This is a genomic window from Paludisphaera sp. (assembly GCF_037189885.1).
Classification (GTDB): Bacteria; Planctomycetota; Planctomycetia; order Isosphaerales; family Isosphaeraceae; genus Paludisphaera.
In genome coordinates, this window is record NZ_JBBCIR010000002.1 from 39,937 (window position 1) to 58,799 (window position 18,863).

The following is an 18,863-nucleotide window of genomic DNA, read 5'->3' on the forward strand; positions in this document are numbered from 1 at the left end:
GCCCGCCCGCGGGGTTCAATCGTCGTCGCCTTCGGGCTCCGGCTCGCTCGCCTCGGGCTTGTCGCCCTTGATCCCTTCAAGCGCCTCCAGGACGCGGTCCATCTTGGCTTCGAGGGCGTCGAGGCGGCGGTCGGCGTCGGAGCCGGGACGACCAGGGCCGGGACGACCGGGGCCAGGGCCGGGGCCGAAACGACCGGGACCGGGGCCAGGACGCATGGCGCCGCCGAGGCGACCGCGGGGCGAGCCCGGCCTGCGGGCCTCGCGACCCTCGCGCTCGGCCTGCTGAAGCTCGCGCTGGGCCTCGCGGAGCTGCTGCTGGAGATAGCGGACGCGGCGACGGGCTCGCGCGGTGTCGTCGCCGTCGTCATCGACCTCGCCCTCGCCCTCGTGGGCATCGTCCATGTCATCCGGGGCTTCGGAGGCCTGTTCGCCGAGGCGCTCGCGGGCGTCCTCGTGGCGACGGCGCAGGGCCTCGCGGGCCTCGTCGCGGGACCTCTCCAGGTCGCCGCGGACTTCCTCCTGGGCCTTGCGGATCGCCTCGCGGGCGCTGCGGTCGATCGAGCCGCCTTCCTGGAAGGCGCGGGTCAGCTCGTCGCGGGCGCGTTCGATGGCCGACTTCACGTCCTCGGCGGAGGCGTTGTCGCGCTTGAGGGCGTCGCCGAGGATCGTGGCGGCGTCGCCGATCGCCTTGCGGACCTCGTCGGCGACGGGCTCGGCCTCCTTGCTCAGGCGTTCGGCAAGCTCCTGGACGCGCCTCGCCACGGCGTCGGCGGCCTCCTCCGCGTCGTCGGCGTCGTCGTCCGCGTCGGGGGGCGTGGGGGCGTCCGGGGCGTCCGGGGGCCTGGGCGCCGGGGGGGCCGGGGGCGCGGGGTTCTCGCGGGGCGGGCCGTCCTGGAGGACGCGGCCGAGCGCGGGGGCGGCGAGGAACGCCAGGCCCATGAGCCCGACCCCCCCGATCGTCGTGAGCGTCCTGGCGGCCTTCGGGTGGAGTCGCATGATGCATCGTCTCCTTGCTGTCGTTCCGGTCCGATTCGGGCGGGCGGGCCGTCGGCGCGCGCCGGCGCCCGCGTCTCACCCCAGGCATTCGTCGGGCCGGACCCGATTATTATTCGCCGTGGGGCGAGGGGTCACGACGCCGGGGCGCCCTCGGGGGCCAGGCCCATCAGCCGCTCCACGGCCAGGCCGATGTCGGGCTGGCGCATCAGCGACTCGCCCACGAGGATCGCGGCGACGCCGGCGACCTGGAGCCGCTCGACCTGGGCGCGGGAGTGGATGCCGCTCTCGCTGACCAGCAGGACGTCGTTCGGGACGCGCTCGCGGACGCGCATGGTCCGGTCGAGGTCGGTGGTGAAGGTGTGGAGGTCGCGGTTGTTGACCCCCACGAGGTCCGCGCCGACGGCCAGCACGCGATCCAGGTTCGCCGGGTCGTGGAACTCCACGAGCGCCGCCATGCCCAGCCCCCTGGCCCGCTCCAACAGCGCGCCCATGGTCGCGTCGTCGAGGATCTCGGCGATCAGCAGGATGGCGTCGGCCCCGGCGACGCGGGCCTCGACGACCTGGTACTCGTCGATGATGAAGTCCTTGCGGAGCAAGGGGATGGCGACCGACGCGCGGATCCGGGCGAGGTACGAGAGGTGCCCCTGGAAGTAAGGGACGTCGGTCAGCACGCTGATGCACGCCGCGCCGTGGTCCTGGTAGGCGCGGGCGATCGAGACGGGCTCGAAGTCTTCGCGGATCACCTTGACCGACGGGCTGGCCTTCTTGACCTCGGCGATCAGCGAGATGGCGCCCCGGCCGTCCAGCGCGGCGCGGAAGTCGCGGACCGGCGGGGCCTCGGCGGCCTGCGCCTCCAACTCCTCCAGCGGCATGCGCCGGCGGTCGCGCTCGACCTCCCTTCGCTTCGTCGCGACGATCTCTTCCAGGATGCTGGGCGTCTTTCCGGGGGATTCGGGCATCGGTCTGGGTCCGGTCGAGTAGGCCGCGTCGAACGTCCGGGGCGAAACGCGCTCACGAGCGCCCCTTCTCCCGCGAGCGAAGGGGGATGCAGGCTTATTCGGGCGGTTTCGACGGGACGCCTCGACGGTTAAGGCGTCCGGGGACGCCATGCCGCATCTACTTGTCTAGCCTAAGCGTCGGCCCGATCTTTGGCCAGCCTCGATCGGCGCGGCCCGGCGGACCCGCGGAAAACCTCGACTTGACGCTTGCGGAGCGAGCGGCGTAAAGGCTACAGTCCACCCCGGCAACCAGGAGAGACGGACCAGGGCGCTTCCCATCTTTCGGGCCGTCGAGGCGATCGACGGCCGCCCAGTTCAGCGGATCGCGAGGTTTCCAGCAAGCTAGCCAACGACGCGAGCGAATCGTCGAGTCGGGGGGCCGCCGCATGGCGGGAGGCCCCGGCCTCCGACGCTTCGGAGGAGATCAAGGATGAGCACCATCGCGAAATGTCCGAACCCCTCGTGCGGCCGCGTCACGCGACGCGGCGTCGACCCCCTCGGCAGGGTCTTTCGCTGCCCCCGCTGCCTGACCAAGCTGCGCGCCGAGCCCGTTGAGCCCGGCTCCGGCTCGGGGTCCGCCTGGGCGGCCGTCTCGCCCCGGCGCGGCGTGGCCGCGCGGCCCTACGCGGCGGCGTCGTCGCAGGGGTTCGGGTCGGGCTTCGGCTCTGGCTCGGGCTCCGGGGGCGTGGCCGTGCTGGCCCCCACTGTCCAGGAGATGGCCGAGAGCGGCGAGTTCCTGGCCGCCGGATTCGACCTGGACGAGCCGTGGGATGACCTGGCCGAGGCCGCCTCGGGCTTCGAGTGGAACGAGAGCGCCTATTCGGTCCCGGCGATGGGCCCGCTGGACGCCTCGCGCACGGGGATCTTCGCGGCGGCCCGCCACCTGGAGTTGGACGGGCGCGCCGCCGCCGTCGAGGACCGCGGCCTGGACCGCTTCCGGATCCTCGGCCTGCTGGGCGAGGGTCGACACGCGTGCGTCTACCGCGCCTTCGACCCGACCCTGGAACGCGAGGTGGCGCTGAAGCTGATGCGCGACGAGGCCCCCCTGTCGTCGCGGGCGCGGGAGCGATTCCTGGGCGAGGCCCGCGCCCTGGCCCGGCTGAAGCACCCCGGCATCGTCGCGATCCACGAGGCCGGCCGCGACGGCGACCGCCTCTACCTGGCGCTCGCCCTGATCGAGGGGCGGAGCCTGGCCGAGTCGCTGGCCGGCGGCCGGCTCTCGCATCGCCGGGCGGTCGAGATCGCCGCCGACCTCGCCGAGGCCCTCGCCTACGCCCACGGCCTCGGGGTCGTCCACCGCGACGTCAAGCCGGCGAACGTCCGGATCGACGACCGCGGCGGCGTCCACCTGATGGACTTCGGCATCGCCTCGCGGCCGGACGCGCCCGAGGACGACCCCGGCGCGATCGTCGGCACGCCGGCCTACCTCGCCCCGGAGCTGGCCGACGGCGGCCGTCGCGAGGCCCTGCCGGCGGCCGACCAGTACAGCCTGGGCGCCGTCCTGTACGAGATGCTCTGCGGCCGCCCCCCGTTCGACGGCCCGGCCCCGTCGGTCCTCGCCCGCGCCTCGGCCCACGAGCCCCCCTCGCCCGACGCCGTCGACCCGAGGGTCCCGCGCGCCCTGGCCGAGATCTGCCGCAAGGCGATCGCCAAGGCGCCCGATCGTCGCTACCCGTCGTGCCAGGACCTGGCCGCCGACCTCCGCCGCTGGCTCCGCGGCGAACGCCCGCAGGCCCACCGTCGCGCCTGGTTCGCCTGACCGCGAGCCGCCATCCCCTCCCCCCCCCTCCCGATTCTCGCGGCCGAGTTGCCCGGGCGCTCGCCACGACACATGATTATGGCGGGAGGGATGATTCCTATGATAACGCAGCTCGCGCCGACCGTCGTCGAGCCCCCCGAGACGCGGGGGGCGCCCAGGCTCCTGATCGTGGACGACTCCGCCTTCGAACGGCGGTGCATCGCCCGGCTCCTCGCCGACTTCGACGGCCTGCGCGTCGAATTCGCCGCCGGCGCCGCCGCCGCGCTGGAGGCGCTGGCGCACGACCCGCCGGACCTGATCCTCACCGACCTGGTCATGCCCGATATCGACGGCCTGGAACTCGTGCGACGGGCGCGCGAGGCGCGGCCCGGCCTGCCGATCCTGCTGATGACGGCCTTCGGCGGCGAGGACGAGGCCGTCAAGGCGCTCCGCGCCGGCGCGGCCGACTACCTCTCCAAGTCCCGCCTGGAGAAGGACCTGGGGCCCACGCTCCGCCGCGCCCTGGACGCCTGCGTCGTCGACCGCCGCCGCCGGACGCTCAACCAGCGCCTGACCCGCCGCGTGTCCCAGTTCGAGTTGGAATCGGACCCCGACCTCGTCTCGGCCCTCGGCGCGACGATCGCCGAGGACGTCGCCTCCATCGGGCTGCTCAGCCGTCCCGACCAGCTCCGGATCCACGTCGCGCTGCAGGAGGCGTTGGCCAACGCCCTGTATCACGGCAACCTGGAGCTGGACTCCGAGTTGCGGCAGGAGGACGAGTCGGTCTTCCACAGGCTCGGCGACGAGCGCCGCGGCATGGAGCCGTACCGCTCCCGCCGCATCCGCGTCCGGTCCGAGTTCGACCGTCGTCGCGGCGTCTTCGAGATCGTCGACGAGGGCCCCGGGTTCAACCATCGCAGCCTCGACCGCCCCGTCGAGCCCGAGGACCTGATGCGCGTCGGCGGCCGGGGCATGCTCCTGATGCGCACGTTCATGGACGAGGTGACCTACAACGACCGGGGGAACGCCGTCACCCTGGTCAAGCACTTCTCCCCGGAATCGTCGCGGCGGTGAGCCTCGGCGGGGCGCGAAGGCCGCGCCTCACCGCGAACCCGCCCCCGGACCGGGCCCGTCGGTCGATTCCTCCCGCGATCCGGCCGAGCGGGATGCCGAGAATCGAACGAGCTGGCCGCGATGATCGCTGGCCATGTTCGCGAAGAGCGCGCAGCCCAGGACGGGGTGGTCGGCGCGAATCCAGACGTGGTCGATGTCGTAGAGCGGCAGCGGCATGGGCCACGTGCCGCGCCAGCCGGCGGAGGATCGCGAGGCCGCCTCGTAGCCGCCGGCCGCGGACCGGATCGCGTCGAAGCCCAGGGCGCGGGCGACGGCGTTGAAGTCGCCGACGAGCGCGTCGTAGGGCTCGCCCTCGGCCGCGGCGCGGCGGCAGGCCGCGGCGACGGCTTCCAGCATGGGAGTCCGGAGTTGCGTCGGTCGGCTCTGGCCGTCCACGATCAGCAGGCGCAGCGGGCCGTCGGGGCGTTCGACGCGGACGTCGAGCGCCGCGCCGTTTCGGATCGCGACCGGCCGGCCCTCGCGGACGGGCCAGCGCGAGAGGGCGACGAGCTTGTACCAGTAGGAAGAGCGCGGAGGGTGCTCCCACTGCGTCGAGGTCCATTCGGGACCGAGCCGCCGCCTCAGGGAGTCGATCCGGGCGTCGGGCGGGGCCTCGCTGAGGACCACGATGTCGGGGGCCCGACGGATGATGTCGTCCTCGATGGACGTCCACGTCGCGTCGGTCCGCGGATGCCCTCCCCAGAGGACGTTCCAGTGGAGCAGGCGGATCGGCTCGCCGTCGCTGGCGTAGGCGGGGACGGTCGGCCCGCGGCCGATCATCTCGGCGCACGAACAGCCGAGCGCCGCCAGCCCGACCGCCGTCAGGAGGAAACGGGGCCGCCCCACCCCCCCGCCTCGGCGCGCGAGGTCGAGCCCCGCCGCGGCCAGCCCCAGCGGGGCGAGCGGCAGGTACATCAGCGGGGCGAGCCAGGCGGAGCGGTCGCGGAGGAGGAATCCCGAGAGCGCCGCGGCGTTGAGCATCAGCAGGGCCAGCCCGACGACGCCGAGGAGTCGTCGCGTGGGCCGGCCCGGCCATCCCGGGCCCGGCTCGCTCACGTCAGCGGTTCTTCGGCCTGGGGCTCGGCGTCGCCGGCGGCGACCAGCTCGGGGGCGGGTGCGTCGGCGTCGATGAAGTCGTTGAACGGCTCCTCGATGGCCTCGCGGAGCCGCCGCCGCGTCGGGTCGCCCATCGCCTCGGGCCAGATGTGGAAGCCCCCTCGCCACGAGGGGGGGATCTCCCAGACGCCCCAGATGCCCTGGCCTTCGTTGTATCCCTCGTAGGCGACGTCATGCTTGCCGATGAACCGCTTGGTCCACCAGCACTTGCCGTCCTCGACCTGGTACTTGCCCCGGATGATGAATTCGCCGATGAGGTCGCGGCCCTCGCCGGTGATGACGCCCTGGCGGAACGTGAGCCGCAGCTCCATCCCGTGCTTGCCGGGGGGCAGCTCCTTCTGGAGGAAGTAGCCGACCCACGGCCCGGAGGGGAACCGCGAGTCGGTCTCCAGGTCGAGGCCGGGCTCGTCCGGCGTCGGGTCCTTGCGGCGCGCGTCGTTGGCCATCGGGGGCGATCCTCACGTACGTCGAGCGAGACGGGGCGGCGCGGTCGGCGAGGGGGGAGGCGGCCTCCCACGGCCCAGCCTTGAATTGTAGGCGACTCGGCCCCCGCGGCGATCCATCGCCGGCGATTCGTCGGAAAAAAGGGGCGGCGTCGGGATCGGGCCGGATCCCGAAATTCCGGGGGCCGGGGACTCCACCGGGGAACGGGCCGGGCCGTCGGCGTATAATTCGGAGGCATGCGAACCCTCGCGCCGGGCCCGGCGCGGCGTCTCTCCCCGCGGGTCGTGCGATGAAAAACCCAGGATCGATCCCGACGGACGTCCGGCGGCCCGTCGCGTGTCACCCCGCGCGCGAGGTGGCGCGCGTGGCCGCTCGCGTCGTGGGGCCCGGCGGCGCGGTCGACGGCTACGACTGGGTGGCCGTGGAGGAGCCGCTGGAGATCCGCGCGTCGGGTCCGGGGCGGGCGCCGACGACCGTCGCGGTGACCATGCGAACGCCCGGCGCCGACCTGGAGCTGGCCGTCGGCTTCCTCCGCTCCGAGGGGCTGATCGGGCCCGACGACGCGGTGGTCGAGGCCCTCTCCTGGGCGCGCGGGGGCGTGGCGCATGTCGCGCTCGCGGGGCCGTTCGACGACTCGGCGCCGCGGCGGAACTTCCTGGCGACGTCGAGCTGCGGCGTCTGCGGCAAACCCTCGCTCGATCAGGTCGCCGTGCGCTGCGGGCCGATCGGGCCGGGGCCGACGGTCGACGTCGCCACGATCCTCGGCCTGCCGGCGTCGCTCCGCGAGGCGCAGCGGACGTTCGACCGCACCGGGGGCCTGCACGCGGCCGGGCTGTTCGACGCCGACGGCGCGCTGCTGGCGGCGCGCGAGGATGTCGGCCGGCACAACGCGGTCGACAAGCTGGTGGGCCGGGCGTTCCTGGACGGCGCCCTGCCCCTCTCCGATCGCATCCTGCTGGTCTCCGGCCGGACCAGCTTCGAGATCCTCCAGAAGGCGGCCGTCGCGGGCGCGCCGATCGTCTGCGCGGTGTCGGCCCCGTCGAGCCTGGCGGCGTCGGTCGCGGACCGGCTGGGGATCACCCTGGTCGGCTTCCTCCGCGGCGATCGATTCAACATCTATTCCCACCCCGGGCGCATCGCCCCGGGGGCCGACCGATAGGAGAGAACCGATGTCGGACCGCGAGCAGCCGCGTGCGGGTACGGTCGAGCCGCCGTCGGCGTCCCCCTCCGCTCCCCTTCCGCCCGCCCCCGCCCCGCCGGTCGAGCTGGCCGAGGTGGACTTCCGCCCCTATCGCGGCGCGGCGGCCGGCGTGGGGGCCGTCCTCCACACGATGACCATGGCGCTGCCGAGGATGGGGCCGCTGCGCTCGGCGAGCATGGCGCTGAAGATCAACCAGGTCGAGGGCTTCGACTGCGTGAGCTGCGCCTGGCCCGAGGCGGGCGGGGAGCGCCGCGAGACCTTCGAGTTCTGCGAGAACGGCGCGAAGGCCGTCGCCGCCGAGGCGACCCGGCGGAAGGTCCGCCCCGAGTTCTTCCGCGAGTGGTCCGTCGAACAATTGCGCGCGAAGGACGACCGCTGGCTGGAAGACCAGGGCCGGCTGACGCGCCCGATGCGCCTGGCGCCCGGCGCGACCCATTACGAGCCGATCTCCTGGGAGGACGCCTTCGCACTGATCGGCCGCGAGCTGAAGGCGCTCGGGTCGCCGGACGAGGCGGTCTTCTACACGTCGGGCCGGACGAGCAACGAGGCCGCGTTCCTCTACCAGTTGTTCGCCCGCCGGTTCGGCACGAACAACCTGCCGGACTGCTCGAACCTCTGCCACGAGTCGACGAGCTTCGGGCTGATGGAGCAGCTCGGCGTCGCCAAGGGGATGGTGACGCTGGACGACTTCGAGCTGGCCGACGCGATCTTCATCATCGGCCACAACCCCGGCACGAACCACCCCCGGATGCTCTCCACGCTGGCCAACGCGGCCAGGCGCGGCTGCAAGATCGTGGCGATCAACCCCCTGCGCGAGCGCGGGCTGGAGCGCTTCGCGCACCCCCAGCACCCGGTGGACATGCTCCGCGGGGGGACGGAGATCGCCTCGCGTTACATCACGGTGAAGGTCGGCGGCGATATCGCGCTGCTGAAGGGGATCATGAAGGCCGTGCTGGAGGCCGAGGCCCTCGCCCCCGGCCGGGTCCTCGACGCGCCGTTCATCCGCGACTTCACGTCGGGCTTCGACCACTTCGCGGCCGACCTGGAGGCGACGCCCTGGGCGGAAGTCGAGTCGGCGTCGGGCGTCTCGCGCGAGGCGATCCGCGAGGCGGCCGAGGTCTACATCAAGGCCGATCGCGTCATCGCCTGCTGGGGCATGGGCGTGACCCAGCATCGCTGGGGCGTGGCGAACGTCCAGTCGATCGCCAACCTGCTGATGCTGCGCGGGAACGTCGGCCGCCCCGGCGCGGGGGGATGCCCGGTGCGCGGGCATAGCAACGTGCAGGGCGACCGGACGATGGGGATCTTCGAACGCCCCGCCGCCGCGTTCCTGGACCGGATCCGCGACGTCTTCGGCTTCGAGCCCCCGCGCGAGCCGGGCTACAGCGTGATCGAGGCGATCCGGGCGATGCGCGAGGGGAAGGTCGGCGTCTTCTTCGCGATGGGGGGCAACTTCGCGATGGCCTCGCCCGACACCGCGATCACCGCCGAGGCGCTCTCGCGCTGCCGGCTGACGGTCAACGTCGCGACGAAGCTGAACCGCGGCCACCTGACCACCGGCCGCGAGTCGCTCATCCTCCCCTGCCTCGGCCGGACGGAGATCGACCGCCAGTCGGCCGGCGCGCAGTTCGTCACGGTGGAGGACTCGATGTCCGTCATCCACGCCTCGCACGGCGTGCTGGAGCCGGGCTCCCCCATGCTCCGGAGCGAGCCTTGGATCGTGTCGCGGCTGGCGGCGGCGACGCTCGGCCCGACGGACCCCGTCGACTGGGCCGCCCTGGCCGGCGACTACGATCGGATCCGCGACCTGATCGAGCAAACCATCCCCGGCTTCCACGACTTCAACGAACGCGTCCGCCATCCCGGCGGCTTCACGCTGGTCAACCCGGCGGCCGAGCGCCGGTTCGCCACCACGACGGGCAAGGCGCGGTTCATGACCCACGCGATCCCCGCCGACCCCCGCCCGGCGACGGATCGCCTGCTGCTGACGACGATCCGCAGCCACGACCAGTTCAACACGACGATCTACGGCCACGACGACCGCTATCGAGGCGTCTACAACGCCCGCCGCGTCGTCTTCATGAACCCCCGCGACATCGACCGCCTGGGCCTGGTCGACCGCCAGGTCGTCGATCTGATCGGCGAGCACGCCGGCGCCGAGCGCGTCTGCCCCCGCTTCGCCGCGATCGCCTACGAAGTCCCCGAGGGCTCCGCCGCCGCCTACTTCCCCGAGACCAACCCCCTGATCCCCCACGACGACGTCGACCCCCGGAGCCTCACCCCTTCCTCCAAGTCCGTCGTCGTCCGCGTCGTCCCAACCACCCACCCGGCGGGGAGATGAGGATCGGTATAATGGCATGAGGTAAATCGCTGAGTCGGGCCGGGGAAGTCGGGATGCCGCGTGTTTATCGGGCGATGTGGAAGGACGAAGATGGGCTTCCACGGATAGGGCGAACCGCGCTCGATTTGGGCGTGCGGCATCCGGGCGACGTAGAAGTCGACGAGAATGGCGACGTGGGGCCGAACGGTGGCGGCATGTCTGTGTCTCCCTCGTGGCGGCAGTTGCCATCGCATCGCGTCCCCAAGCGACTGAGGGATCAGGTGAAGAAGGCCCGCGGCTCGGATGACGCGGCCTGTTTCCGCTTCGGCGACGGGCCTTTCGAGGCCGGTGCCTTCGCTGATGGGCTGGTCCTCTCGCCTGATTCTCCCAGGCATGCGGTGGTTGAGCCGGCCTCGCGCATGCCCCTCGCGGACTTCGAAGCGGCCCTGGCCGCCACCCGTGCCGGTTGGATCATCGACGAGGCCTAGCCATGCGACCTCGCCCCTACGCTTTAAGCCCCGCATATCACGCCTACGCCCGCGGCCTTCGCGAGTTGCATCGCCTGGAAATCGCCGGCCTGTCCAATTCCACGGAGGCCGATGAGATTCGCGATTCGATGGACCTGCCGTGGCGAGGCCTCAGTGAGGCGGAAGCGGCGCGGACGGACGGACTGTCGGAGGATCTCTATTCTCTCTCCGATCCGCCCCATGAGCCGGAGCCGATGAACCCCCAAGCCCAGTCAAACCTGAACGAATTCTACGAGGCCCGCGAGCGCGGCGATTGGGACCATGCGTTGGCGCTGTTGCGGAAGTGGGCGAATTATATTCCGCCCGCCCTCCTTGCTTACCTGAGAGGGGCCGTCTGGCGGGCTGCCGGCGATCCTGAATCAGCGTCGCTGTTCTTCGAGCGGGCGCACCTTCTTGATCCCGAGGATCCGCGATATTTCGTCGTCTATCTTCAAACCGCCGACCCGGCGAAGGCGCGGCCGGAGCTCGACGCCATCCTTGAACAGCCGGAGGCGCGGCCTCTAAGTTTGTTGACGTATGCGATCGGCGCGGCGAGCCAGTCGGTCCCCCCACCGACTCGCGCGGACTTCTTACGCTTTGCAACTATCCTTAATGAAGCCTTGAATAGATCGGCCGACGCCGATTCGTCCTTCGATTCCACCCTGCGACCGCTTGGTTACTGGACCCTGGGGCTTTGCTTCGAGGCGGCTGGAGAGCTGCGGCCGGCGATGGACTCTTACACGAGCGGGCTCGCCATTGATCCAGACAGGGTTTCTCTGCTCGCGGCGCGCGGGCTGTTGGGATACGGGACTAATCCGAATGCAATTGAGGACCTGGAACGGGCTGCGCGCAATCAGGTGGATATGATTTGGCCCTATTTCGCGCTGGCTCACCATCACTTCCGCCAGGGTCGATTCCGGGAATGCCTGCGGCTTTGCGATGAAGCCCTGCGGTTCGACGGGCCCGAGGCCGCAAGGAGCGAACTGGCGGAGTGGACCGCGATCGCTCGCGCCGAGTTGGATTTCCCGCCCGCGATGGTTCGAGAAGCCTTCGAAGAGGCCGTCCGGCTGGATCCCTCGAACCAACGAGCCCGGCACAACCGCGCGCTCTATGAGGAGCGGCTCGCCTCGCCGCGGGAGGAGGCGAAGCCCTTCGAAGCCAGGAGCCCGCGCGAAGTGCGGGCGTCTGTCCCGCCAGGGGGCTGGTTCCAAGGCGCGGCGTGAGGCGTTCGGGCGCGACATCAATGCTCCACCCCCGCGGCGGCCATGGCGAATTCGCCGCGGGAGAGGGAGGCGGCCTTGCGGTGCCAGGCCCAGAGGAGGGCCAGGCCGGCGGCGAGGAGGCCGGCGGCCAGGCCGATCCAGAGGCCGTCGACGCCTTGCCCCAGGCGGAAAGCGAGCAGCCAGCCCACCGGCAGGCCGACGGCCCAGTGGCAGAACAGGGTATAGACCATCGGCGTGTGGGTGTCCCCCGCGCCCCGGAGGGCCCCGGTGGCCACGCCTTGCAGGCCGTCGAAGAGCTGGAACGCCGCGGCCAGGAGCATCAGCCGCGAGGCCGTCGCGATCACCGCCGCGTCGTCGGTGAACAGGGTCGAGAGGACGCGCGGGAAGGCGACCATGAACATCCCGGCCGTCGCCATGAACGCGGCCCCCAGCGCCAGGGCCGTCCAGCCGGCGCGCGAGGCCGCCTCGGGCTCGCCCCGGCCGATCGCCTGGCCCACGCGGATCGCCCCGGCGTTGGCCAGGCCCAGCGGGATCATGAACGTCACGCTCGCCACGTCCAGCACGACGTGGTGCGCCGCCAGCGAGACCGCGTCCAACATCCCCGCCAGCGTCGTCGCCAGCGCGAAGACGCCGACCTCCAGCAGGATGTGCGTCGCCGCCGGCAGGCCGATCGCGAACAGCCGCCGGATCGCCGCCAGCCTCGGCGCGAGGCTGGACCGGATCAGCCCCCGCCCCGTCCTGGCGTCGTGGACGAGCGTGAAGACGACCAGGAACCCCGCCAGGTAGCACCGCGAGACCGTCGTCGCCCACCCCGCCCCAGCCACCCCCATCGCCGGCGCGCCGAGCTTGCCGTGGACGAGCATCCAGTCCATCAGCGCGTTCACGACGTTCGCCGACAGCAGCGCCACCATCACCGGCTTCACCAGCCCCATCCCCTGGAGATAGCGCCGGAAGGCCGCGTAGATCAGAAGCGCCGGCGTCCCCCAGGTGACCGCGTGGAGATAGGGCTTCGCCTGCGCCAGCACCGTCGGGTTCAGGCCCAGGCGGTCGGACAGCGGGTCTGCCGCCCAGAGCAGCAGCAGGATCGGCGGGCAGACCATCACCGCGAGGTACAGCCCCTGCACCAGCCAGGCGTGGCACTCCTCCCGATCCCCCGCCCCGTGCGCCTGCGAGACCAGGGCGTCCATCCCCAGCAGCAGCCCCATCCCGAAGATGACGACCGCGAAATACAGCGCGTTCCCCAGGCTGACCGCGCCGATGGCCTCGGCCCCGAGCCGGCCGACGAAGATCGTGTCGACGATCCCCATCGCCATCCAGCCCAGCTCCGCCGAGATCACCGGCCCCGCCAGCCGCAGCATCGGCCCCAGCTCGCGCCCGATCCCCCGCCGCGACGTCTCCTGTTCCAGGCCTTCCATGCTCCCCTTCCGTCTCCCGACCCCCGATGCCCCGCCGTCCCGGCCTCCCAGCGTGGCGGGATCGCCCCGGTTTCAGCAAGACGGATTGACCGCGCCCGTCCGGGATGTGTTCAGATATTCAGTGGACAGGCGTTGACATCAAGCCGGTTTTGGGGTCCAATCTCTCCCCGGAATTGGAGGCCTTTCAATCCTTAGGGGGAGACGCCATGAGCTACGCGGAATCCATCCTGCCGGAGTTCGATCAGGAGATGGCGAGCACGCGCAAGGTGCTGGAGCGCATCCCGGACGACAGGCTCGACTGGCGGGCGCACCCGAAGTCGAACACGATCGGCTGGAACGCCAACCACCTCGCGGAGATGCCCGAATGGGTCTCCGGCATCCTGACCACGACGGTGTTCGACACCGCCCCGCCGGGGGGCGAGCCGTACAAGACCCCCGCGCTGGCGACCGTTCGGGAGATCCTGGAGGTCTTCGACCGGCACGTCGAGTCCGCCCGCAAGGCGATCGCCGCGGCGAAGGACGAGGATCTGGGCGTGGAATGGACGCTGGCGCGCGCCGGGGAGCCTCTCCTGAAGATGCCCCGCGAGACGGTGATCCGCAGCCTGGTGTTGAACCACATGATCCACCACCGCGCCCACCTCTGCGTCTACCTCCGGCTCAACGACGTCCCCGTGCCGGGGATGTACGGGCCTTCGGGAGACGAGTGAGCCCGGGCGCGGGGGCCGTCATCCCCCCGCCGCGTCCTCGCGGTCCTCGTCGGTGAACTCGATCGAGGAGAGTTCGGCGACGTCCGCGTCGGCGTAGGCGCGGGTATGTTCCGCCAGCCTCCCGAGGGCGGCCTCGTAGCGACCCCCGCGGATGTTGAGGACGGCGGACATCGTCACGCCGAGGCCGCCGGCCTGGGCGGACGCGTCGAAGTCGGCCCCGAGGAAGACGACCTGCCAGCCCCTGGACTTGCAGCGCCCTACCATCGCGCGGGCGTCCACCCGCGAGACCTCGCGGCTGGCGTTCTCCTCGCCGTCGGTCATGACGATGACCACGGTCTTCTCGCGGCCGGCGGCGTCGGCCAGGGCGACGATCCGGGCGAAGGCGTCAAACAGCGGCGTGCTGCCGCGGGGCGTCGCCTCGGCGGACGTCACGTCCTCCCACGCCGTCGCCGCGACGCGGTCGCGGATGACCTCGAACTTGAGCCCGTCCACGCCGTCAAAGGTCGCGAGGGTCACGTCCGCCTCGCCCAGCCCCTTCACATAGGCGTTGACCGCCCCCAGGGCCTCCACCCATCGCGACTCCATGGAGCCGGATCGGTCCAGCAGGATCAGCGCGTTCAAGGCGACGGCGTCGGCCATGGCGAGATCTCCCCGGCCGCCACCCCGGCCGGTCCCCCGCGCGGCCGTCGCGCGATCGACCTCCAGGGCGACGCGTCCGCAATGATATCGGATGCGCCGCCTCTTTGTCGCCTTTGTCTTCTCTTTGCGCCCGTTCCCCGTCAGATCAGCTCCGGGATCGGCTGGTTCTCCGGCGGGAGGATGGAGATGGGGCGGTCGGCCCGGTCGCGGATGAAGGCGTGGGGGTCGACGCCGAGGTTGTGGTAGATGGTGGCCAGGACGTCGCGGTAGTGGATCGGACGGCTGACGGCGTTGGCGGCGATCTTGTCGGTCGAGCCGATCACCTGGCCCACCTTCATGCCGCCGCCGGCGAGGATCGCCGAGTTGACCGGGGCCCAGTGGTCGCGGCCGGCGTCCTTGTTGATCCTCGGCGTCCGGCCGAACTCTCCCCAGACGATCAGCGTGCAGTCGCGGTCGAGCCCGCGCTGATGCAGGTCCTCCACCAGCGCCGAGACCCCCTGGTCGAACAGGGGCATCACGTTGCGGAGGTGGTTGAAGTTGTTGCCGTGGGTGTCCCAGAAGCCGTAGGAGAGGGTGACGCAGCGCGCGCCGGCCTCGACGAGCCGCCGGGCGACGAGGAACTGGTCGTTCCACATCGGGCCGCCGTCGCCCAGGTGCTTCGGCGAGCCCATCCCGTAGCGGGCGCGGAGGCGGGGGTCCTCCCGCTCCACGTCCAGGGCCCGGGCCAGGGTATCGGAGGTCAGGACGTCGAACGCCTGCTTGTAGCAGGAGTCCATGCCGTCGACCGACGCGCCGTCGACCGACCGGCGGAAGGCGTCGAACTGGCCGAGGAGGTCGCGACGGCCTGCGAACCGCTCCGGGGCGACGCCTTGCGGCGGCTGCAACAGCGCCAGGTCGTCCCCCTCCATCCGCGCGCCCTTGAACGTCTGGCCGAGGATGCCGGCGTCGGGCGTGTTGTACGGCCGGTGCTGCATCACCGGGGCGAGGTCGACGAACGTCGGCGTCACGGGGTTCACCGACCCCTGGACCTTCGACACGACCGACCCGAAGTGCGGCTTCCCCTCGCGCTGGGAGACGACCATCGGGAAGCCGGTCATGCTCTGGAAGCTGGAATGCTCGTCGATCTGGCCGACGAGCGACCGGATGATGGCCACCTTGTCCATGATCGCGGCGGTGCGCGGCATGGTCTCGGAGAGGAAGACGCCCGGGACGCTGGTGGCGATCGGCTTGAACTCGCCCCGGATGCCGTCGGGGGCGTCGGGCTTGGGGTCCACGGTGTCCTGGTGGGCCAGGCCGCCGGTCAGGTAGATCATGATGACCGACTTGTGGTTGTCGGCCGTCGCGGCCCCGCCCCGCGCCGCCAGCAGTTGCGGCAGGCCGAGCCCGCCCATCGCCAGGCCGCCGACCCGCAGGAACGACCGCCGGGAGACCCCGTCGCAATACCGCCCGCCGCCTCGCGGCCCCCAGAGCGTGAGCATGTCCATAAGCCTCGCGACACGGTTCCTGTTCGGGGAATTGTTCAACAGGAGTGTAACGGGCTCGGCAAGGGGAGGCAACCCGCGGCGCGGGAATCGCATCCCGTCACGGCGTCATCCCCCGTCCATCGCCACCCACAGGAGGACGCCATGCCGACCCCCGAGAAGAGCGACGCCGAGAACATGACCGGCGCGAGCGGCCAGCGCTGGGAGCCCGCCGACGAGGGCGTCATCGTCGAGGCCCCGAACCAGCCCCCGCCGGGGAGCGACCAGCCCCCCCCGCGCGACGCGAACGCCCCCGACCCGTCCCAGTTCCGACCGGGACGAAGCTCGGACTCCGAGGGGGACGAATCGCGGCCGTAGCCCGAACCCACCCCCGGTCGGAGGGCCATGGTGTCCGTTGGCCTGGCGAATGGGCGTGTCGGCCGCCGATCCGACGAGGGGGCGGCGTCATCGGCGGACTCGCGGGGCGGCGGCCGTGGAGGGGCCGGGCCGCCGCCCGATGGGCCGGCTCCGCCTCAGCGCGCCGCGTCGGGGGCGGTGGCGGGCTTGGGGTCGGCGAAGCGGTCGCGGAAGACGTTGTCGCGCTCCAGGGTGAGCTGGAAGCCGTTCGACACGCGGGTCATGTAGTGGCCGTGGGTGACGTTCCAGAGGATCGTCATGGCGCGGCGGTCGCCGAAGTCGCGGCGGATCGTCTCCACGTCGGCGACGGCGCCCGAGGGGTCGAAGGCCAGCTTGCGCGCGAAGTCGAAGACGCGCTGCTCCTCGGGGCGGAAGCCCGACCAGTCGTCGCCGGCCAGCCGTCGGGTCCGGTCCTCGATCTGCGACCGGCTCAGCCCGTTCAGCTCCATGATCATCTCGCTGTGCCCCATGCAATAGGGGCAGTCGTTGGCGCGGGTGGTCACCCAGAAGACGCCGTGCGAGAAGGTCGGCGGCAGGACGTCGGCCGCCTCGGCCCAGAACGTCCACATGGCCGAGTTCCAGGCGATCGCCAGCTTGGGCTGGTACCCGGCGCAGACGAGGCCCCAGACGACCCGGACCGGCTTCGACCCCGGGGGGTAGTAGCCGGGCGCGGCGGCCTGGACCTGCTCCCACGTCGGGATGGGCAGCCGGGTGGGCCGGGAGCGCTGGCGCTCCATCCGGGCCTGAAGCTCCTCGAACGAGACGGCGGACCAGGCCGGATCGTCCGCGACCACGTCCTCGCCCCCGTCGACCAGCGGCGGCGGCGGGGTCGGCGAGACCAGCCCGGACCCGCGCGCCATGGGCTCGCGCCTGAAGGCGAACTCGGCCGGCGGCCTCGGCCCCCCCTCCTCGATCGGGGCGCCCAGGCAGAGCAGCAGCCGATCCTGGAAGCCCGCGTAGGCGGACAGCAGGACCATCGCCGCGGCCCCGGACTCGCCGTAAGCGGAGACGAGCGCGGCGAACTCCTCGTCGGTCACCGTGCCCGACGCGATGGCCATCTTGAGGGCGAACCTCAGCGCCGCCCTCTCGTCGGCGGACCAGTCGGAATGGTCGCCGTCGCGGAGGGCCTGGACGCGGGCCTCGGAGAGGCCGGCCGCGCGGGCGTCGGCCAGGGCGTAGGCCTCGGCGTAGGCGCAACGGCTCGCCTTCGCGGCCACGTACCGCATCGCGGCCCGCAGGCCGGGGTCGAGCGGGCTCCCGGCGCGCTGGACGTAGTCCAGTTGGAGCATCATGGCCGTCGTCCTGGGCAGCGCCTCGGCGGTCATCCGCGCCCAGGAGGGCAGCGGCTGGCCGCCCCCCTTCTCCGGCGTCGGGAGCCTGGCCCAGGCCTCGGCGTCGCTGGGGATCGGGAAGGCGGGGACCGGGGCCGGGGAGTCGCCGGCCCGAGCGGCGGGGTACGTCAGCATGGTGGTCGCCAGCAATGGAAGGATCGACGAATTCAGACGCGACATGGGAGGCTCCATCGGGTGGACGCGGCGGTTCAATAGGCGTCGGACGAGACGACCTCCTGGCCGTTGATCGAGCCGATGGCCCACCACGCGGCCGGGTCGATGCTGTTCTTGACGAACCGGACCGAGCCGTCCCCCATGCCGACGTTCACCCCCCCCGGATGCAGGCTGCTGGGGGGGAGCGTCAGCCGGCCGACGGACATGAAGAAGCAGGAGATCGCGTTGGGGGGCGAGGCGTGCTTGTACGGCGTGACCGCCGGGGCGCCCCAGATCCACGGGGCCCCGTTGACGGACGACCCCTGCAGGGCGAGATCCCTCACGTTGACGGCGGCGCAATCGGCCGCGGCCTGGGGCAGCGTGGTCGGGCTGGTGGCCGCGCGGTAGATGTCGCGCGTCGGCGAGGAGATCCCGTTCGCGAAGTCGCCGAGCAGGCGCTCGGAGGTCATCGCCGAGGTGCTCGTCCCGTCGGTGAACCGGGCCAGGGTGGTCACCTGGTTCGGGAAGAACGGGCCGTTGGGGGGCGGCATGTTGGCCTGCGCGTTCGAAGGGTCGGTCGCCCCGTACATATAGAGGATGTTCGACCCCTCGTTGAATCGATAGTTCGTGCCGGCGTCGGTGCTCGGCGTCTGGGCGGAGTCCGACGGGCATAGGAACGTGGAGACCACGGCGGCCTGGACCGTCGTGTTCCCCTGCTGCGAGAGCTGCGGCAGGCTGAAGTTGATCGCCGCGTGCATCGGGGCCTGCTCCATGAAGGGGAGCAGCGTCGCGAACGCCGAGTACGCATGGGGCGTGGTGGGCGTCGGCGGCAGCATCGGCGTCGGCGGGAAGATGCTCCGGACGATCGGGAACGACCCGTGGGCGTCGTGGTAGCCGTGCAGCGCCAGGCCGAGCTGCTTGAGGTTGTTGACGCACTGCGACCGGCGGGCGGCCTCGCGGGCGGCCTGGACGGCCGGCAGCAATAGGGCGATGAGGACGGCGATGATCGCGATCACCACCAGCAATTCGATCAGCGTGAAGCCGCCTCGCTCGCGGGCGTCCGGCATGGGAAGGACTCCTTCGGGT

17 protein-coding genes are annotated in these 18,863 nt (G+C 71.8%); 8 read left to right on the forward strand and 9 right to left on the reverse strand.

What is annotated here, in order from left to right; translation table 11 throughout:
- Nucleotides 1–15 precede the first annotated feature (15 nt).
- Both WG209_RS00355 and trpC read right to left on the reverse strand, forming a co-directional pair.
- Nucleotides 16–996, reverse strand: coding sequence for a hypothetical protein (locus WG209_RS00355; RefSeq protein WP_337172993.1), 981 nt, complete (start codon nucleotides 994–996; stop codon nucleotides 16–18).
- Between the two features lie 131 nt (nucleotides 997–1,127).
- A complete protein-coding gene (gene trpC / locus WG209_RS00360; protein ID WP_337172994.1) occupies nucleotides 1,128–1,955 on the reverse strand; it encodes an indole-3-glycerol phosphate synthase TrpC in 828 nt (275 codons plus the stop codon).
- 469 nt (nucleotides 1,956–2,424) lie between these two features.
- On the opposite strand from trpC, the gene WG209_RS00365 reads away from it, so the two are divergent.
- Nucleotides 2,425–3,753, forward strand: a complete 1,329-nt coding sequence (locus WG209_RS00365) for a protein kinase (protein ID WP_337172995.1) — start codon at nucleotides 2,425–2,427, stop codon at nucleotides 3,751–3,753.
- Between the two features lie 99 nt (nucleotides 3,754–3,852).
- On the forward strand, nucleotides 3,853–4,806 hold the full coding sequence (locus WG209_RS00370) for a response regulator (RefSeq protein ID WP_337172996.1): 954 nt from the start codon (nucleotides 3,853–3,855) through the stop codon (nucleotides 4,804–4,806).
- 27 nt (nucleotides 4,807–4,833) lie between these two features.
- On the opposite strand, the gene WG209_RS00375 is transcribed toward WG209_RS00370, so the two are convergent.
- Nucleotides 4,834–5,901 (reverse strand): endonuclease/exonuclease/phosphatase family protein, encoded by a 1,068-nt coding sequence (locus WG209_RS00375; protein WP_337172997.1) that lies wholly within the window; start codon nucleotides 5,899–5,901, stop codon nucleotides 4,834–4,836.
- A complete protein-coding gene (locus WG209_RS00380) occupies nucleotides 5,898–6,407 on the reverse strand; it encodes a hypothetical protein (RefSeq protein WP_337172998.1) in 510 nt (169 codons plus the stop codon). The genes WG209_RS00375 and WG209_RS00380 overlap by 4 nt, the downstream gene beginning before the upstream one ends.
- Before the next feature lie 362 nt (nucleotides 6,408–6,769).
- Between WG209_RS00380 and fdhD the strand changes: the two genes are divergently transcribed.
- Genes fdhD through WG209_RS00400 form a run of 4 tightly spaced genes read left to right on the forward strand, consistent with a single transcriptional unit; the run spans nucleotide 6,770 to nucleotide 11,655 of the window.
- The gene (gene fdhD / locus WG209_RS00385) at nucleotides 6,770–7,564 is read left to right on the forward strand and encodes a formate dehydrogenase accessory sulfurtransferase FdhD (RefSeq protein WP_337172999.1); all 795 of its coding nucleotides are present in this window, start codon (nucleotides 6,770–6,772) and stop codon (nucleotides 7,562–7,564) included.
- Nucleotides 7,565–7,574: 10 nt separating this feature from the next.
- A complete protein-coding gene (locus WG209_RS00390) occupies nucleotides 7,575–9,947 on the forward strand; it encodes an FdhF/YdeP family oxidoreductase (RefSeq protein ID WP_337173000.1) in 2,373 nt (790 codons plus the stop codon).
- Between the two features lie 53 nt (nucleotides 9,948–10,000).
- Nucleotides 10,001–10,414 carry a hypothetical protein gene (locus tag WG209_RS00395; protein ID WP_337173001.1) on the forward strand — a complete coding sequence of 138 codons (414 nt, stop codon included), beginning with the start codon at nucleotides 10,001–10,003 and terminating at the stop codon, nucleotides 10,412–10,414.
- A 2-nt stretch (nucleotides 10,415–10,416) separates the two neighbouring features.
- On the forward strand, nucleotides 10,417–11,655 hold the full coding sequence (locus tag WG209_RS00400) for a hypothetical protein (protein WP_337173002.1): 1,239 nt from the start codon (nucleotides 10,417–10,419) through the stop codon (nucleotides 11,653–11,655).
- A 17-nt stretch (nucleotides 11,656–11,672) separates the two neighbouring features.
- Here the strand turns inward: WG209_RS00400 and WG209_RS00405 are convergent, their stop codons facing one another.
- Nucleotides 11,673–13,070, reverse strand: coding sequence for an MATE family efflux transporter (locus tag WG209_RS00405; RefSeq protein ID WP_337173003.1), 1,398 nt, complete (start codon nucleotides 13,068–13,070; stop codon nucleotides 11,673–11,675).
- Nucleotides 13,071–13,276: 206 nt separating this feature from the next.
- Between WG209_RS00405 and WG209_RS00410 the strand changes: the two genes are divergently transcribed.
- Nucleotides 13,277–13,777 carry a DinB family protein gene (locus WG209_RS00410; protein WP_337173004.1) on the forward strand — a complete coding sequence of 167 codons (501 nt, stop codon included), beginning with the start codon at nucleotides 13,277–13,279 and terminating at the stop codon, nucleotides 13,775–13,777.
- An 18-nt stretch (nucleotides 13,778–13,795) separates the two neighbouring features.
- Here WG209_RS00410 and WG209_RS00415 read toward each other — a convergent pair whose 3' ends face one another.
- Both WG209_RS00415 and WG209_RS00420 read right to left on the reverse strand, forming a co-directional pair.
- A complete protein-coding gene (locus WG209_RS00415) occupies nucleotides 13,796–14,560 on the reverse strand; it encodes a vWA domain-containing protein (protein ID WP_337173017.1) in 765 nt (254 codons plus the stop codon).
- The gene (locus WG209_RS00420; protein WP_337173005.1) at nucleotides 14,557–15,894 is read right to left on the reverse strand and encodes a DUF1501 domain-containing protein; all 1,338 of its coding nucleotides are present in this window, start codon (nucleotides 15,892–15,894) and stop codon (nucleotides 14,557–14,559) included. The genes WG209_RS00415 and WG209_RS00420 overlap by 4 nt, the downstream gene beginning before the upstream one ends.
- Before the next feature lie 147 nt (nucleotides 15,895–16,041).
- Between WG209_RS00420 and WG209_RS00425 the strand changes: the two genes are divergently transcribed.
- A complete protein-coding gene (locus WG209_RS00425; RefSeq protein WP_337173006.1) occupies nucleotides 16,042–16,254 on the forward strand; it encodes a hypothetical protein in 213 nt (70 codons plus the stop codon).
- Nucleotides 16,255–16,409: 155 nt separating this feature from the next.
- Here WG209_RS00425 and WG209_RS00430 read toward each other — a convergent pair whose 3' ends face one another.
- Together WG209_RS00430 and WG209_RS00435 are read right to left on the reverse strand one after the other, a co-directional pair.
- Nucleotides 16,410–17,804 carry a hypothetical protein gene (locus tag WG209_RS00430; RefSeq protein WP_337173007.1) on the reverse strand — a complete coding sequence of 465 codons (1,395 nt, stop codon included), beginning with the start codon at nucleotides 17,802–17,804 and terminating at the stop codon, nucleotides 16,410–16,412.
- 29 nt (nucleotides 17,805–17,833) lie between these two features.
- Nucleotides 17,834–18,844, reverse strand: coding sequence for a DUF1559 domain-containing protein (locus WG209_RS00435; RefSeq protein ID WP_337173008.1), 1,011 nt, complete (start codon nucleotides 18,842–18,844; stop codon nucleotides 17,834–17,836).
- Nucleotides 18,845–18,863 lie beyond the last annotated feature (19 nt).